The following is a 14,220-nucleotide window of genomic DNA, read 5'->3' on the forward strand; positions in this document are numbered from 1 at the left end:
GGGCGCCGAACGGGATTCAGCCGGCGCGTTCGAACAGCAGGTTGTTCTCCAGATGGATGTGCTGCATCAGGTCGTCGCGGAACTCGCGCAGCCCGGTATAGAGGGCTCGCCAGGTGGTGCAGGCGCCCTTGGGCGGAGTGATGTCGTCGGTCAGCGCCGCCAGCTGTTCGAGGTGTTCGCCGTGGTCGTCGTGCTCGTGGCGCATTACCGCGATGGGTCCCTGGGCCTGGGCGCCCATGCCCCGGCGCAGCATCGGAAAGAGGATCTGCTCCTCCTTCTGCATGTGGCTCTCCATCTCCTGGTAGATCGTGGTGAGCAGGTCGGCCAGGCCGTTGGGGCAGGTGTCGCGCTCGCCGTGGACCTGCTCGACGCGACGCGCCATGCGCACCAGTTCGGGCAGCTGCTGACGGTGGACATCGTGGTAGCGGGTCAGGATATGGTCGATGAGCTCGTCGTTGCTGGCGGACTGCCAGTCGCGTTCGTCGCTTGCGCCGGCGGGCAGCGCCTCGAGCGCGTCCACCAGCGCCTCTGGGGCCAGGCCGACGCGCTCGGCGGCCTCGCGCAGGCTTATGCGGCCGCCGCAGCAGAAGTCGATATTGTGGTCGCGGAACACCCGGGTGGCGCCGGGCAGGGTCAGGGCGGTGCGGCCGACGGTCTGTTCGATCAGGCTCATGGCAGGAGCTCCTTGGTCGGATGATGGCAGAAAAGGGTGGTACCTCATCACAAGCAAGTGGCATGCCAGTTCCTGACGGCCTGTTTTGCCGGGTATCGAGGCCATTCTGGTGAAAAATACCCGGATCGTTTAGGGTAGATTGAACCCTTCAAGGTGAATATCACCATGCTCGACGAGACTCTGCTTGCTGACCTGGTCGCCGACCTGCCCAGCGCGGTGCGCCTGCAGCGCCTGGTGCGGACCCTGCGCGAAGGTTTTCGCTGCGGCGCCGTCTGCCTGCTGCGCCTGGAGGAGGGCGCCCTGGTTCCGCTGGCCGTGGACGGCCTGGTGCGCGAAGTGCTGGGACGGCGCTTCGAGGTGGCCCAGCATCCACGCCTGGCCACTATCCTCACCAGTCGGCGCACGACCCTCTTCCCGCCCGATGCCGACCTGCCCGATCCCTATGATGGGCTGGTGGAGCAGCAGCCCGGACAGCCGCTGCATGTCCACGACTGCATGGGTATCAGCCTGCACGTGGAGGGCGAACCCTGGGGAGCTCTGACCCTGGATGCGCTCGAAGCGGGGACCTTCGATGCCACCGACCGGGCGGCCCTGGAGCGCTATGCGCTGCTGGTCGAGGCGGCGGCGCGGGTCAGCCGCCTGGAGCGTGACCTGCGGGCCCTGCGCATGTCCCAGCAGGAGAGCGGCCTGCCGCTGGCGGCCCCCGAGGAGCGCGATATCCTTGGCCACAGCGCGGAACTCCAGCGGCTGCTGCGTGAGCTCGATGTGGTGGCCGCATCGGACCTGCCGGTGCTGCTCAGCGGCGAGACCGGGGTGGGCAAGGAGCTCTTTGCACGCCGTCTCCATCGTCGCTCCGCCCGCCACGCCGCGCCGCTGGTGCAAGTCAACTGCGCCGCCCTGCCGGAGTCCCTGGCCGAGAGCGAGCTGTTCGGTCATGTGAAGGGGGCCTTCTCAGGCGCCACCGCCGCGCGCGCCGGGCGCTTCGAGGCGGCTGACGGTGGTACCCTGCTGCTCGACGAGGTGGGCGAACTGTCGTTGACGGTCCAGGCCAAGCTGTTGCGCGCCCTGCAGGAGGGTGAGATTCAGCGGCTGGGGGAGGACGTTCCGCGGCGCGTCGACGTGCGCATCATCGCCGCTACCAACCGGCATCTGGGCGAAGCGGTGCGTGAGGGTAGCTTCCGCGCCGATCTCTACCACCGGCTGTCGGTCTATCCGGTAGCGATCCCCCCCCTGCGCGAACGCGGCAGCGACGTGCTGGTGCTGGCCGGCCATTTCCTGGAGATCAACCGCACCCGGCTCGGGGTGCGCAGCCTGCGTCTCTCGCCCGAGTCCGAGCAGGCGCTGTCGCGCTACGCCTGGCCCGGCAACGTGCGGGAACTGGAACACGTGATCAGCCGGGCCGCCATCAAGGCCCTGAGTCAGGGCGCGAGGCGCGACGAGATCATCACCCTGGAGCCGGGCTGGCTCGATCTGCCGGTCCCCGAGGAGATGAGCGTCGGCACGCCGGCAGCGTCGGAGCACGCCGGGGCAGTCGGTGCATCCAACCTGCGCGAGCGGGTGGAATGGGCCCAGCGGCAGGCCATCCGCGACGCCCTCGCCGCCTGCGGCGGGAATTGGGCGGCGGCGGCTCGGCGCCTGGAGCTGGATCCCAGCAACCTGCACAAGTTGGCCAGGCGGCTGGGGCTGAAGTGAGTCTCACCTTGAGCCAGGTTGAAAAGCCTGGAGCCATGTCTCCCAGCACGAATTATACAACCGACAATTCATCAGGTTTGCCGAGGCGACCACTAAGCTCAACGGCTAAAGGGTGAGTTGTTGGCTCTGTCTACTCAATCAGATCCAACGCCTTTATCGAATGCGCAAAGGCAGCACCTGCTCGCATCTCGGCAGCCACCCAGATGGCTTCCATGATCTGTTCGCCCGTCGCGCCAGCTCGGCGTGCCGCCTTGACATGGCCTTCAATGCACCAGGGGCACTGGGTGACATGAGCGACCGCTACCGCGATGAGTTGTTTAGTGGCCCCGTCGAGGGCGCCATCGGCGAATACGGCTTCGCTGAATTGGTGAAAGGCATCGTCGGGCAATGGTGCCAGTCGGTGGCGTTTTTCGGCGTGGGCGCGAGTGGCTTTGGGCATGGAGATATCCGTCATGAACACGACCTCAAGGTTGTCGGTGAGAGTGGTGATGAAACTGATGATCAGCCGTGTGGCTGAACGGTCTCTATCAACGTAGATGACGCATCCCGTGTCGTCAGCGCTGGCCTGAAGCCTCACTCCCGCATACTGTCCAGCTGGTGTCGGTTGCTGAGTTTTCCGCTGCGGATGCGCAGGCTGTTCGCCAGCACGCACAGGCTGCTGAGCGTCATCGCCAGGGCGGCGACCCCGGGAGCCACCCAGCCGGCGATGGCCAAGGGGATGGCCATGGCGTTGTAGCCGATGGCCCAATACAGGTTGTGTTGCATCAGGCGGCGTGCCCGCCTGGCCAGTTGCAGGGTCTGCGGTATGCGTGCCAGCCCATCCGGCAGGTAGACGGCGCCGGCCTGGCTGGCCGCCGAGGTTGCGCTGCCGACGGCGATGCCGAGGCGGGCACGGGCCAGCGCCAGCCCATCATTCAGGCCATCGCCGACGAAGGCGACGTCATGATGGCGCTCGAGCGCTGCAACGAAACGCGATTTTTCCTCTGGTGAGCGACTCGCCAGGGCGCGGTCATGGGGAATGCCCAGCGTCTCGGCGACCTCCTGGCAGGCGCGTGGCGTATCTCCACTGAGCAGGTAGAGGGCGTAGCCGGATTGCTGCAGCCGACGCACCGTGGAGGGGGCGTCCGGTCGGAGCGTCTCCCGGAACAGGAGTCGGCCGGCGTATCGGCCGCTGCTTGCCACATGGAGCTCCATGCCGGCGTCGTCGCAAGGAGGTACCGCGATGCCCCGTTCGATGAGCCAGGTCCGGCGCCCGGCGAGGATGCGCTCGGCACCCTGTGTCCAGCACACCCCCTGTCCGGGATGGTTGTCACGCCGGCCGCGTGTCGCGTGGGCAGAAGGGGTCGCTGCGGACTTGAGGCCTTCGGCGATCGGATGAGGGATATCCTGCAGCGCATCGGTCGCCAGTTGCAGGAGGTCCCTGGGCGTCACGCCGGCTGAGGGCACCACGCGCGACAGATGAGGGGTGCCGGTGGTCAGTGTGCCGGTCTTGTCGAAGACAATCACGCTGACCGAGGCGGCGCCTTCCAGGGCGGCAGGGTCGCGGAACAGGATGCCCAGCATCACCATGCGGGCCTGGCCCAACACGATGACCAGTGGAATCGCCAGGCTCAGGGCGCAGGGACAGGCGATGATCAGCACGGCCAGTCCGTGGATCAGGATCTCACCGGTCGGCAGGCCCTGGGCGACGCCCAGCAGCATGGCCAGGCCCGAGGCCACCACGATGAGTGGCAGCAGCCGCCGGGCCAGGCGATCGGCGAGGCGTTGCATGGCGGACTTGTGGCTGAGCAGGGCACGCACCGAGCGGGCGATACCATCGATGCGCCTCTCGCCGACGCCGGCGGTGACGCGAAGTTCCAGCCTGCCGTCGACGAGGCGGCAGCCGGCCTCAAGCGTTCCCCCCCGGGCCACGCGCCGCGGAACGTGCTCTCCGGTGAGGATCGACATGTCCACATCGCCGTTTCCATCAATCACGTATCCGTCCAGAGCCAGCGGCTCGCCGCCCTCGAGGCGGATGTGCTGGCCCGCCGTCACCTCAGTGGCGGCTACCTCTTGCCAATCATCGTTTCGCCACGTCCGCACGCGCTCGGGCGTGTGGGTCAGGTAGCCGCGAATGATCGCCGAGGCTCGCCGTCGCACGCCGCTATCGATCAGGCGGGCCACGAGCTGAAAGGTGATCAGCATCACCGCCGCATCGAAGTAGACCTCCGCCGAGCCGTTCATCAGATGCCACGCCGAAACCAGGCAGGCCGCCACCACTGCCACGCTGATCAGGGTATCAAGGCCGGCCGCGCCGACGCGCAGGGTTCGCCACCCGACGCGATAGAAGTGCATCCCCGAGAAGAGCAGTACCGGTATGGCCAGCATGCCGCTGGCGATGCCCAGTGGCCAGGTGACGGCGGGCTCGACCACGCCTAACGGCGCCAGGTAGATCAGCAGTGCCGGCATCATGCTCCACATGCCGAAGAACACCGCGACGGCGAGGCGCCATTGCAGGGGCTTGCGAATCCGGTCTAGGTTCTCAGCCGCGTTGTCTGCGTCGTCGGGAGGTCGCAGTCGGTAGCCAAGCCTCGCCACGGCGTGCTGTAACTCAGCGAAGGGGGTACGGGTATCGTCCCAGCGCACTATGGCAGAGTCGGCGGCGAAGTTGACGGCGGCGCTGAAGACGCCGGACTGGCGACGGAGTTGAGCCTCCACTGCCGTGGCACAGCTGGCGCAGTGCAGGCCGTCCACCACGAACACTCGTTCCTCGAATTCGGGGGTAGCGCCGACGGCGTCGTGGCCGGCAGAGAGGTTGGCAGTGTGCCGCACGGCCGGGCTACTCCGGTGTGGAGAAGGTATTGCGCAGCTCATCCACCGTCCAGGCGCTGCGCTCGGCGAAGCGCTCCTCGTGTTCCCTGACCAGAGCCGGGTCGACGGGGTCGCCCTCATTGCCCCAGGCCTGACGCACATGGCTGAGCACCGCGGCCAGTTCGTCGGGGGAGAGCTGATCAGCGAAGGCCGGCATGCTGCCCTGGTACTCTTCACCGGCTACGCTAATGGGACCCGTCAGGCCATCGTGGACGATGGCGATGATCAGTGATGGATCGCCCTGCACCCATTCGCTGCCGGCCAACGGCGGGAAAGTGCCGGGAACACCCTCTCCTGTCGGCTGGTGGCAAGAGGCACATTGGGCGGTGAACAGTTTCTCGCCATCGACTGCCGCACCGGGTGCGGCCTGTTCGACGGCGGTACGGCTGTCGCCGCCAGTGAGGGGCCAGCCGATGTGCCAGGCATAGTAGCCGACGCCCCAGAGGATCAGCACTCCGATCCAGGCCACCACGAACCGCGGTACGGGACGACCGCCTTCGCTGGGTTCGGGATGCTCACGATGCTGGGCACGCTGTGGGTCATGGGCGCTCATGATCAGCCTTCTCCTTCCTCGTCCGCCGCCTTGGCCCGGGGCAGGGTGTCCACGGGATAGGTGTGATCCAGGGACAGCAGATAGGACGTCAGTTCCAGCGCTTCCCGGGTCGCCACGACGACGCCGGATTCGGGGCCGTAAGGCTCGGGGATCTCGACCACGTGCTGATCCTCCCGGGGCTCGTCGACGACGCGGAACAGGAAGCGATAGGCCGGCATGATGCTGTCCTCGACTACGGCACGCGGGTTGTAGAGGTGGAGCAGGTGCCAGTCGACGCTGGGCTGGCGAGCGCCGATGTTGAACAGGTCAGGGCCGGTGCGCATGGTCCCCAGCAGGTGGGGCTGATCGAAGGCATAGTCACCGGGCACGGAGGGGCGACCCCAGCCACGTTCGCTGTCGGCCCGCGAGAAGCCGGGGTCGCGCGGTTGCTGGCTGTGGCAGTAGAGGCAGCCGTTGGCGATATAGAGGTCCCTGCCACGCTGCTGAGCCGGGGTATAGGGTTCGAGTTCCTCGGGAACCGCTTCGGTGGACATCTGCACATAGGGCATGGCCACCAGGGTCAGCGTGGCCAGCAGCAGGATCAGCGCGGCGCCCACCATGATCGCTAAGGCATGTTTCATCGAGAGCCCTCCAGGGTATCCCGGGTGCGTTGAGCGGATCGAAACAGCGTCGGCCGGTGGCGCTCCTTGCCGCTGCGGCGCAGCATGGCCACGAAGTGCACGGCGAATATCACATGACCGAGGGTCATCAGCGCACCTCCCAGGGTACGGGCCTCGAGATAGGGGAGCGTGAGGCGCACGATGTCCATGAACGCTGTTTCGGCATCGAGCATCGCCAGGCCCTGCAGCCAGCCGCCGACGGAGAGCGATACCACGTAGATCAGGATGCCGGACGTCACCAGCCAGAAGTGCAGGCTGATAAGCGGACGCCAGGGCCATTCCCAGTTCATCAGGCGTGGCATGATGAAATAGATGGCGCCGAACAGGATCAGGCTGAGGAAGGCATACATCCCCAGGTGGGCATGGCCCACGGTGTAGTGGGTGAAGTGGGTGACCACGTTGACGCTGCGCAGCGCTTCCATCGAGCCCTGCAGCGACGACAGGGTGTACATCAGTGCCCCGATCCACACGAAACGCAGCGTGGGAGAATCCTTGAGTCTGCCGAAATGCCCCCACATGGTGCCGTGGTGGTTGATGGCGACGGTGATCACGGGGACAGACATCATCACGCTGTGGACGATGGAGAGCGTGACCAGCCAGGTGGGTACGGGGCCACCTACCAGGTGGTGAATCCCCACCTGGCTGTAGAAGAGTGCCAGTGACCAGAAACCTATCAGGGAGAGCTGATAGGAGATGATCGGGCGGCCGAGAATCTTGGGAATCATGTAGTAGGCGATACCGACCCCGATGGGGGTCACCCAAAGTCCCAGGACGTTATGGGCGAACCACCAGTTGACGGTGGCTCCCGAGGCCCCGGGGAACACCACCGGCAGGTTGGCCAGCAGGAAGAGGATGGGGAACCACACCAGCGCGGCCAGCAGGTACCAGCTGGTGACGTAGAGATGTGATACCCGTCGGTTGGCGGCCGTCAGCAACAGCGGAATGGCACACAGGCCGCCGCCGATCACGAACAGGGTGTCGACCTGCCAGGGAAACTCGAGCCACTCCTCTCCGTCGGAGAGTCCCAGATTGATCGCCACCAGGCCGAGCACCATGCCGAGGTTCCAGAGGACGGCGCCCCACAGGGCGTAGCGACCGCCCACCAGCGCCGTCTTGAACAGTCGCGGTATCAGGAAGATTGCCACCCCGACACCGGCCATGGATGCCCAACCATAGGCAACGGCGTTGAGGTGCATGGGGCGAACCCGGCCGAAAGTCAGCCATTCACTATCAGCCAGCAACTCGGGCCAGTGGAATTTGCCCGACGTTAGCAAGCCGTAGGCCGAGCCCACCAGAAGCCAGAGAACCGCTGAACCGAGCCAAGCCAGCGCCGCTTGGCGTGATGAGCGATCGGCAACCTCGCGCGCCTGGAGTTCATCGTTGGCAATGGTGTTGTCGGTGTCCTCAAGCACCGTATCACCGGCAGGGTCCTCGCCGTGCCCCTCCTCGCCTTCGGCAAAGATGGTTCTGGCAGCGAGGTGGCCGTGACTGAATTGATTGGTGGCGATAGACCAGATCAAGAGCAAGAGGCCCACCGCTGACACCACGAAAGTGATGATGAGCAGTATGGCAATGGTGGGAGTCATGAAAACCTTCAAATAGTGTATGCCCCTGCTAGCGCTGGAAATGGGCAGGGCCAGATTCGTCAGGAATTGATCGTCTGAGTAACTGCCTTCTCAATCTAGTGGGGGGAAGCATTGATGTATAATGAATATTGAAGCGCTTATATATCAATTTAATTGATCAAAGAGGGCGTATGGATATCGAGCTGGCCAGGACATTCCTGGAGATCCTGCGCTATGGCAGTTTCAGCGAGGCAGCCCAATCGCTGCATGTCACCCAGACCACGGTCACCATGCGGGTGCGCAAACTGGAAGAGCGGCTCGGCTGTCGGCTGCTAAAGCGCAACCGCGGTGGTGTCGCGATGACCGTCGATGGTGAACGCTTCGCCGAGCATGCTTCTCGACTCGTGCAGATATGGGAGACGGCACAGCGGGAACTGCCGTTGCCCCAGGGTATCCGGCGTGTGCTTTCGTTAGGGGGAGAAACCAGCCTGTGGGACCCGCTACTGGCAGGCTGGCTGAGTGCGCTACGTGAGTCACTGCCTCAGCTAGCGGTGCGCATCGAGGTCGGGGCGCGTCGCGAGTTGCAGGAAAAGCTCACCGAGGGCGTGCTCGACGCGGCGTTGGTGCATCAGGCGGACTACTGGCCCAGCATGCAGGTCGAGCTCCTTCAGGAGGAGCGACTGGTAATGGTGCGTACACCAGGGGCCGATACGACGGCTCCTTATCTCTACGTGGACTGGGGAGAGCTTTTTCGTCGTGAACACCATGCGGCGCTGCCCCAGTACGCTAGTCCAGTCATCGCGGTTAACCTGGGGCCCCTGGCTTTACACTACTTGCTCAATCATTCCGGAATGGGGTATTTCCGCTTGGGCGTCATTCAACCCTATCTTGAGCAGGGACTGCTTGAACGGGTCTACGACTTGCCGGAATTCTCCTACCCTGTCTATCTGGTCCATCCGCGTGAGCGCAGGCCGGCGGGCCTCGATGAGGCGATCGATATCCTCCACCGGCAGGTGGATACATTGCCATGACCTGCGCCTCCGGAGGAGGTCAGGCCGAATAGGCCGTGTGAAAGACTTTCGGGCCGCGTTCGGCGTCGATGATGTCGGCGCGCACCAGGAAGTCACCGAAGCCTTCATCCGCCTGGCGCTCTCTCGCGAAGCGCTCGAGCATCGGGTCGAGGGTCTCGAGAATGGTGGTGGTGTCGATGTTTTCCCGATAGAGGCGGCTCATGCGCTGGCCGCGCTCGTCTCCGCCCAGGTAGAGGTTGTACTTGCCGGTCGCCTTGCCGGTGAGGCCGATCTCGGCCAGGAAGGGCCGGGCGCAGCCGTTGGGGCAGCCGGTGACGCGCACATTGATCGGCGTGTCGGAGAGGCCGTGCTTGTTCATCATGGCGTCGAGTTTGCTGACCAGGCCGGGCAGGTAGCGCTCGGATTCCGCCATGGCCAGACCACAGGTGGGGAAGGCCACGCATGACATGGCGTTGCGGCCAAGCGGTGTGCTGCGGCTGCCGTCGTCCAGGCCGTACTCGTGAACCAGCGCCTGGATGCGATCCTGCTGCACGGGGGTGACGTTGGCGATCATCAGATTCTGGTTGCAGGTCACCCGGAACTCGCCGTGGTGCACCTTGGCGATCTCACGCAGTGCGGTTCGTAGCGGGTAGCCGTCGAAATCGGCGATGCGCCCGCTCTGGATCATCAGGGTGAGGTGACGGTTGCCGTTCTCGCCCTCCACCCAGCCGAAGCGGTCGCCGTTGTGGATGAAGCGGTACTCGCGGGCCGCCTCCATGGGGGTACCGTGGTAGTCGGCGAAGCGTTCTCGGAACCACGCCATGCCGTGGTCGTCGAGGGTGTACTTGAAACGCGCGTGGCTGCGGTCGGTGCGACAGCCGTGGTCGCGCTGGATGGCGGCGATCGCCTCGCAGGCGTCGACGATGCGCTCGGCGGGTACGAAGCCGGCCAACTCGGCCAGCCGCGGGTAGGTGGCGGCGTTGCCGTAGGTCAGCCCCATGCCGCCGCCCACCGCCACGTTGAAGCCGGCCAGTTTGCCAGCCTCCACGATGGCGATCAGGCCGATATCGTTGGCCAGCACGTCGCAGTCGTTCTCCGGCGGAATCGCCAGGGCGATCTTGAACTTGCGTGGCAGATAGTAGTGGCGATAGAAGGGCTCTTCCTCTCCGTCGCCGCCCAGGTGGTGTACGCGCTTCTCGCCCAGCCAGATCTCGGCGTAGGCGCCGGAGCGCCACATCAGTCGTTCGCTGATTTCGGTGGAGAGGCGGTAGATGCGCTCGTGCAGCGCCGAGAGGTGCGGGTTGACGTTGGCGATGACGTTGCGGTTGTTGTCACCGCAGGCGCCCTTGGTGTCGAGCCCCAGGGCATTGACGCGCTGCATGAAGGAACGCATGCGGTGCTTGAACACGCCGTGGAACTGGAACGTCTGGCGCGTGGTGAGGCGCAGGGTGTGGTTGGCGCACTCGTCGGCGATGGCGTCGAGGCCCAGCCACTGTTGCGGGGTCAGCACGCCGCCCGGCAGGCGCAGGCGCACCATGAACATGTAGAGCGGCTCGAGCTTCTGGCGGCGGCGTTCGTCGCGCAGGTCGCGGTCGTCCTGCAGGTAGGCGCCGTGGAACTTGGTCAGCTTGGTGTCATCGTCCGAGATGGCACCGGTGACGGGGTCGTCCAGGCCCTCGGCAATGGTGCCGCGCAGATAGTCGCTCTCGCGCTTGATGATCTCGGCATCGGGGAACTGGTCGCTCATCAGTAGACGTCCCTCTGGTAGCGTTTCTGGCGGGTCAGCTCCCGCAGGTAGTCGGTGGCGTCCTCGCGTCGCTTGCCGCCGGCCTCGACGATGATGTCGAGCAGTGCCTCGTGCACGTCCGGGGCCATGGCCTCGGCGTCGCCGCAGACGTAGAGGTAGGCGCCCTTCTCCAGCCAGCGCCACAGCTCACTGGCGTTGTCGCGGAGGCGCCGCTGGACGTAGATCTTCTCTTCCTGATCACGGGAGAAGGCCACATCGATGCGATCGACCAGCCCCTGGCGGCGCCAGGCCAGCCACTCGCTCTGGTAGAGGAAGTCGGTGTGGAAGTGCTGGGCGCCGAAGAACAGCCAGTTGGCGCCGCCGGCCTCGCGCGCCTCGCGTTCCTGCATGAAGGCGCGGAAGGGCGCGATGCCGGTGCCGGGGCCGATCATGATCACCGGCGCCTCGTCGTCCTCGGGCAGCCGGAAGTGCTTGTTGTGCTCGATGTAGACCGGCACACGTTCATCCTCCGCCAGGCGGTCGGCGAGCCAGGTGGAAGCCACGCCCTCGCGTCGGCGCCCACGGGCCTGGTAGCGCACGGCCGCCACGGTGAGGTGCACTTCGTCGTCCACTGCGGCCTGGCTGGAGGCAATGGAGTAGAGGCGTGCCGGCAGTTTGCGCAGCGCCTGTACCAGAGTGTCGGCGCCGAGTCCGCTCACGGGGGCCTCCTCGATGAGGTCGAGCAGGTCGCGGCTCTTCATCCAGGCGCTGAGCCTGGCGTGATCCTCGAGCAATGTTGTCAACGTCTGGTTGCCGCTGAACTCGGCCCAGTGTTCGACCACCGGGCGAGTCAGCAGGGTGATCTCGCGGTGATGTTGCAGAGCGCCTGCCAGAGTGGTGTCGACGTCGCCGGCCTTGACGCCCGTGTCCGGGTCGAGCCCCAGACGCTGGATGATGGTCGCCACCAGGCGGGGGTCGTTCTGGGGATAGATGCCCAGGGCATCGCCGGGCCGATAGCTCAGCCCTGACCCCTCGAGGGATAGCTCGATGTGACGGGTCTCCTTGCTCGAGCCGCGACCGTTGAGAAGCTGGTTTTCCAGCAACTCAGCCGGAAAGGGAGTGCGCCGATCATGGCTCGATGCGGTGGCCGCAGAGTAGCCGGTGCTGCTCGAGGAGGTGACGAGCCCAGCGGCCCCGGCCTCGCCCTGCAGGGTTTCCAGCAGCCTGGCGAACCAGGTGTCGGCGGCTTCATCGTAGTCGACATCGCAATCGACACGCTCGCACAAGGCGGTCGCCCCCAACCTGGCCAGGGCGCTATCGAACTCCTTGCCGGTCCGGCAGTAGTGTTCGTAGCTGGTATCACCCAGCCCCAGCACGGCGTACTTGAGGTGCCTGAGGGAGGGGGCCTTGCGGCCGTGCAGGAACTCATGCAGGTCCAGGGCGTTGTCGGGTGGGTCACCCTCGCCGTGGGTGGAGGTGATCACCGCCACATAGGCTTCATTCTTGAGTTGACGAGGCTTGTAGTCGGCCATGTCGATGACCCTGGCAGAGAAGCCTCGGGCACTCGCCTGTTGGCCAAGCGCTTCGGCCAGCCCTTCCGCGTTGCCGGTTTGGGAGCCGTAGAGCACGGTCAGCGAGAGGCCGGATCCCGAGTCGTGATCGGTTCTCCCGGGTTCAATGTCGTTTGGGTCACGCTGAGACGCTCGCCAGCCGGCGATGAACCCGGCCAGCCAGTCTGCCTGGGCTGGAGTGAGTGTCGTGAGCAGGCGGTTCAGCGCTTCTGCTTGTGTCTCATCGAGAGGCGTTTCATTCGAAGAAATATGCATGGTGAGGGGGCGTCGCAGTTTTCGGCGAGACAGTCACCCTACCATTGGGACTAGCCGGTAATAAGTGTAGCAAGATAACGATTTGATCTGGATCTGTAACACACAGAAAAATATTAATATTCTTTATATCTGTTTGATGTAAGTCAAACGGATAATTCTGGACTTTATCCAATGAGATGAAAGCTAAAATTATTATGCATCAATAGTTGGGCTGCGCTTATGCGGAGGAGGATTTTCAATATGCCTATTGATTACTTTAAGTTATAAAATCGATGTGTTTTATATCTTTTATCAGCCTTTATTCCTCGCATGCATCAGCGGAGGTCGTCATGACACAGCAATCGGCCAACATCCACCATCGCGTGGTCATCATGGGGGGCGGTAGCGCCGGAGCTACCGTCGCTGCCTCGCTACTTGTCAAGCAGCCCGGACTCGATGTCGCTGTCGTTGACCCGTCCGATACCCACTATTATCAGCCTGCCTTTACGCTGGTGGGTGGTGGTACCTATGAGTTGGGCAAGACGCACCGTCTCCAGCGTGACGTACTGCCCGAGCAAGCCACCTGGCTCCAGGCGGCAGTGACCGGATTTGATCCGGAAAACAACCGGCTGACACTCGATGACGGACGCATACTTGGCTATGAGGCACTGGTGGTTGCGCCGGGTATCAAGCTTGATTGGGATCGCGTCAAGGGCCTGGGTGAGACATTGGGCAAGAATGGCGTCTGCAGTAATTATAGTCCGCAGACGGTGACTTACACTTGGGAGTGCCTGAAGAACTTCCGCGGGGGCAATGCCATCTTTACTCAGCCACCGCCTCCGCTGAAATGCGCTGGAGCCCCTCAGAAGATTGCCTACCTGACCGCGGATCACTTGCGTCGTCAGGGTCTCAGGGAGAACAGCACCCTGAAATTCTACAACGGAGGGGGGGCACTATTCAGCGTGCCGGAGTTCGTGCCGCCGCTGGAACGGGTCGCCCATCGCCATGGCGTCGAGATCCTGTTATCGCATGATCTGGTCGAAGTCGATGGCGAACGCAAAGTTGCCATCTTCGAGACGAAGAACGGAGAAGGTGAAAGGACCCGTCTCGAACAACCCTTCGATATGCTGCATGTGACGCCCCACCAGTGTGCCCCCGACGTGATCCGTGAGAGCGCGCTGGCGGATTCTGCCGGGTGGGTCGAGGTGGACAAGGCCACCACCCAGCATGTGCGCTACGCCAACGTGTTTTCCCTGGGGGATGCCAGCTCGTTACCCACGTCAAAGACCGCGGCGGCGGTACGCAAACAGGCACCGGTTACGGTCAAGAACTTGCTGGCTCATCTGGAAGGACGTGAGCTCTCGGCATATTATGATGGCTACACCTCGTGTCCATTGGTGACGGCTTACGGCAAGGTCATGATCGCGGAATTCATCTATGATGGTGTCGTGACGCCGACCCTGCCGCTGGATCCCTTCAAGGAGTCACGCTTCTACTGGGTGGTCAAGAAGCATCTGTTGCCGCCGTTCTATTGGAACAAGATGCTGAAGGGAAAGGAGCCGGATATTGCACACAAACCCTTGAAGAAAGCTTCTTGATAATACCTTCATCGGCGTCCTTCGTGATGGGAAATTCCTGTTTAGAGAGGCCTTCCTTGTGCTGAAGTCGTGCTTCAAACGGTGATCGC

General features: G+C 64.1%; 11 protein-coding genes. 3 read left to right on the top strand and 8 right to left on the bottom strand.

The genetic code is table 11. The annotated features are described in order from the left end of the window. Window positions 1-16 precede the first annotated feature (16 nt). Window positions 17-673, bottom strand: coding sequence for an iron-sulfur cluster repair protein YtfE (gene ytfE, locus ACJ7IV_RS00640; protein WP_349607500.1), 657 nt, complete (start codon window positions 671-673; stop codon window positions 17-19). Window positions 674-838: 165 nt separating this feature from the next. Here ytfE and norR point away from each other — a divergent pair, with 165 nt between their 5' ends. After that, window positions 839-2,365 carry a nitric oxide reductase transcriptional regulator NorR gene (norR, locus tag ACJ7IV_RS00645; RefSeq protein WP_483865342.1) on the top strand — a complete coding sequence of 509 codons (1,527 nt, stop codon included), beginning with the start codon at window positions 839-841 and terminating at the stop codon, window positions 2,363-2,365. A gap of 130 nt (window positions 2,366-2,495) precedes the next feature. On the opposite strand, the gene ACJ7IV_RS00650 is transcribed toward norR, so the two are convergent. From ACJ7IV_RS00650 to ACJ7IV_RS00670, 5 genes are read right to left on the bottom strand one after another with little or no spacing between them, the layout of a single operon-like run. Further along, the gene (locus tag ACJ7IV_RS00650) at window positions 2,496-2,942 is read right to left on the bottom strand and encodes a carboxymuconolactone decarboxylase family protein (RefSeq protein WP_483865343.1); all 447 of its coding nucleotides are present in this window, start codon (window positions 2,940-2,942) and stop codon (window positions 2,496-2,498) included. Next, entirely contained in the window at window positions 2,939-5,176 is a 2,238-nt protein-coding gene (locus tag ACJ7IV_RS00655; RefSeq protein ID WP_483865344.1) for a heavy metal translocating P-type ATPase, read from the bottom strand. The genes ACJ7IV_RS00650 and ACJ7IV_RS00655 overlap by 4 nt, the downstream gene beginning before the upstream one ends. A 7-nt stretch (window positions 5,177-5,183) precedes the next feature. After that, on the bottom strand, window positions 5,184-5,768 hold the full coding sequence (locus ACJ7IV_RS00660) for a c-type cytochrome (RefSeq protein WP_483865345.1): 585 nt from the start codon (window positions 5,766-5,768) through the stop codon (window positions 5,184-5,186). Between the two features lie 2 nt (window positions 5,769-5,770). After that, window positions 5,771-6,388, bottom strand: coding sequence for a cbb3-type cytochrome c oxidase subunit II (locus ACJ7IV_RS00665; protein WP_483865346.1), 618 nt, complete (start codon window positions 6,386-6,388; stop codon window positions 5,771-5,773). After that, window positions 6,385-8,013 carry a cbb3-type cytochrome c oxidase subunit I gene (locus ACJ7IV_RS00670; RefSeq protein WP_483865347.1) on the bottom strand — a complete coding sequence of 543 codons (1,629 nt, stop codon included), beginning with the start codon at window positions 8,011-8,013 and terminating at the stop codon, window positions 6,385-6,387. Before ACJ7IV_RS00670 ends, ACJ7IV_RS00665 begins: the two co-directional genes overlap by 4 nt. A 170-nt stretch (window positions 8,014-8,183) precedes the next feature. Between ACJ7IV_RS00670 and ACJ7IV_RS00675 the strand changes: the two genes are divergently transcribed. Beyond that, window positions 8,184-9,023, top strand: a complete 840-nt coding sequence (locus ACJ7IV_RS00675; RefSeq protein ID WP_483865348.1) for a LysR family transcriptional regulator — start codon at window positions 8,184-8,186, stop codon at window positions 9,021-9,023. Window positions 9,024-9,042: 19 nt separating this feature from the next. Here the strand turns inward: ACJ7IV_RS00675 and cysI are convergent, their stop codons facing one another. Together cysI and ACJ7IV_RS00685 are read right to left on the bottom strand one after the other, a co-directional pair. Beyond that, window positions 9,043-10,749, bottom strand: a complete 1,707-nt coding sequence (cysI, locus tag ACJ7IV_RS00680) for an assimilatory sulfite reductase (NADPH) hemoprotein subunit (protein WP_483865349.1) — start codon at window positions 10,747-10,749, stop codon at window positions 9,043-9,045. Further along, on the bottom strand, window positions 10,749-12,554 hold the full coding sequence (locus ACJ7IV_RS00685) for an assimilatory sulfite reductase (NADPH) flavoprotein subunit (RefSeq protein WP_483865350.1): 1,806 nt from the start codon (window positions 12,552-12,554) through the stop codon (window positions 10,749-10,751). Before ACJ7IV_RS00685 ends, cysI begins: the two co-directional genes overlap by 1 nt. A 329-nt stretch (window positions 12,555-12,883) precedes the next feature. Between ACJ7IV_RS00685 and ACJ7IV_RS00690 the strand changes: the two genes are divergently transcribed. Continuing rightward, entirely contained in the window at window positions 12,884-14,131 is a 1,248-nt protein-coding gene (locus ACJ7IV_RS00690; RefSeq protein WP_483865351.1) for an NAD(P)/FAD-dependent oxidoreductase, read from the top strand. The last annotated feature ends 89 nt before the right edge of the window (window positions 14,132-14,220 follow it).

This window comes from Halomonas sp. C10-5 (genome assembly GCF_057169305.1).

Excerpts from the sequence above, each read along its gene's own strand:
- ytfE (WP_349607500.1), bottom strand. The coding sequence starts at position 673 with ATGAGCCTGATCGAACAGACCGTCGGCCGCACCGCCCTGACCCTGCCC.
- norR (WP_483865342.1), top strand. The coding sequence starts at position 839 with ATGCTCGACGAGACTCTGCTTGCTGACCTGGTCGCCGACCTGCCCAGC.
- ACJ7IV_RS00660 (WP_483865345.1), bottom strand. The coding sequence starts at position 5,768 with ATGAGCGCCCATGACCCACAGCGTGCCCAGCATCGTGAGCATCCCGAA.
- ACJ7IV_RS00665 (WP_483865346.1), bottom strand. The coding sequence starts at position 6,388 with ATGAAACATGCCTTAGCGATCATGGTGGGCGCCGCGCTGATCCTGCTG.
- ACJ7IV_RS00670 (WP_483865347.1), bottom strand. The coding sequence starts at position 8,013 with ATGACTCCCACCATTGCCATACTGCTCATCATCACTTTCGTGGTGTCA.
- ACJ7IV_RS00675 (WP_483865348.1), top strand. The coding sequence starts at position 8,184 with ATGGATATCGAGCTGGCCAGGACATTCCTGGAGATCCTGCGCTATGGC.
- cysI (WP_483865349.1), bottom strand. The coding sequence starts at position 10,749 with ATGAGCGACCAGTTCCCCGATGCCGAGATCATCAAGCGCGAGAGCGAC.
- ACJ7IV_RS00685 (WP_483865350.1), bottom strand. The coding sequence starts at position 12,554 with ATGCATATTTCTTCGAATGAAACGCCTCTCGATGAGACACAAGCAGAA.
- ACJ7IV_RS00690 (WP_483865351.1), top strand. The coding sequence starts at position 12,884 with ATGACACAGCAATCGGCCAACATCCACCATCGCGTGGTCATCATGGGG.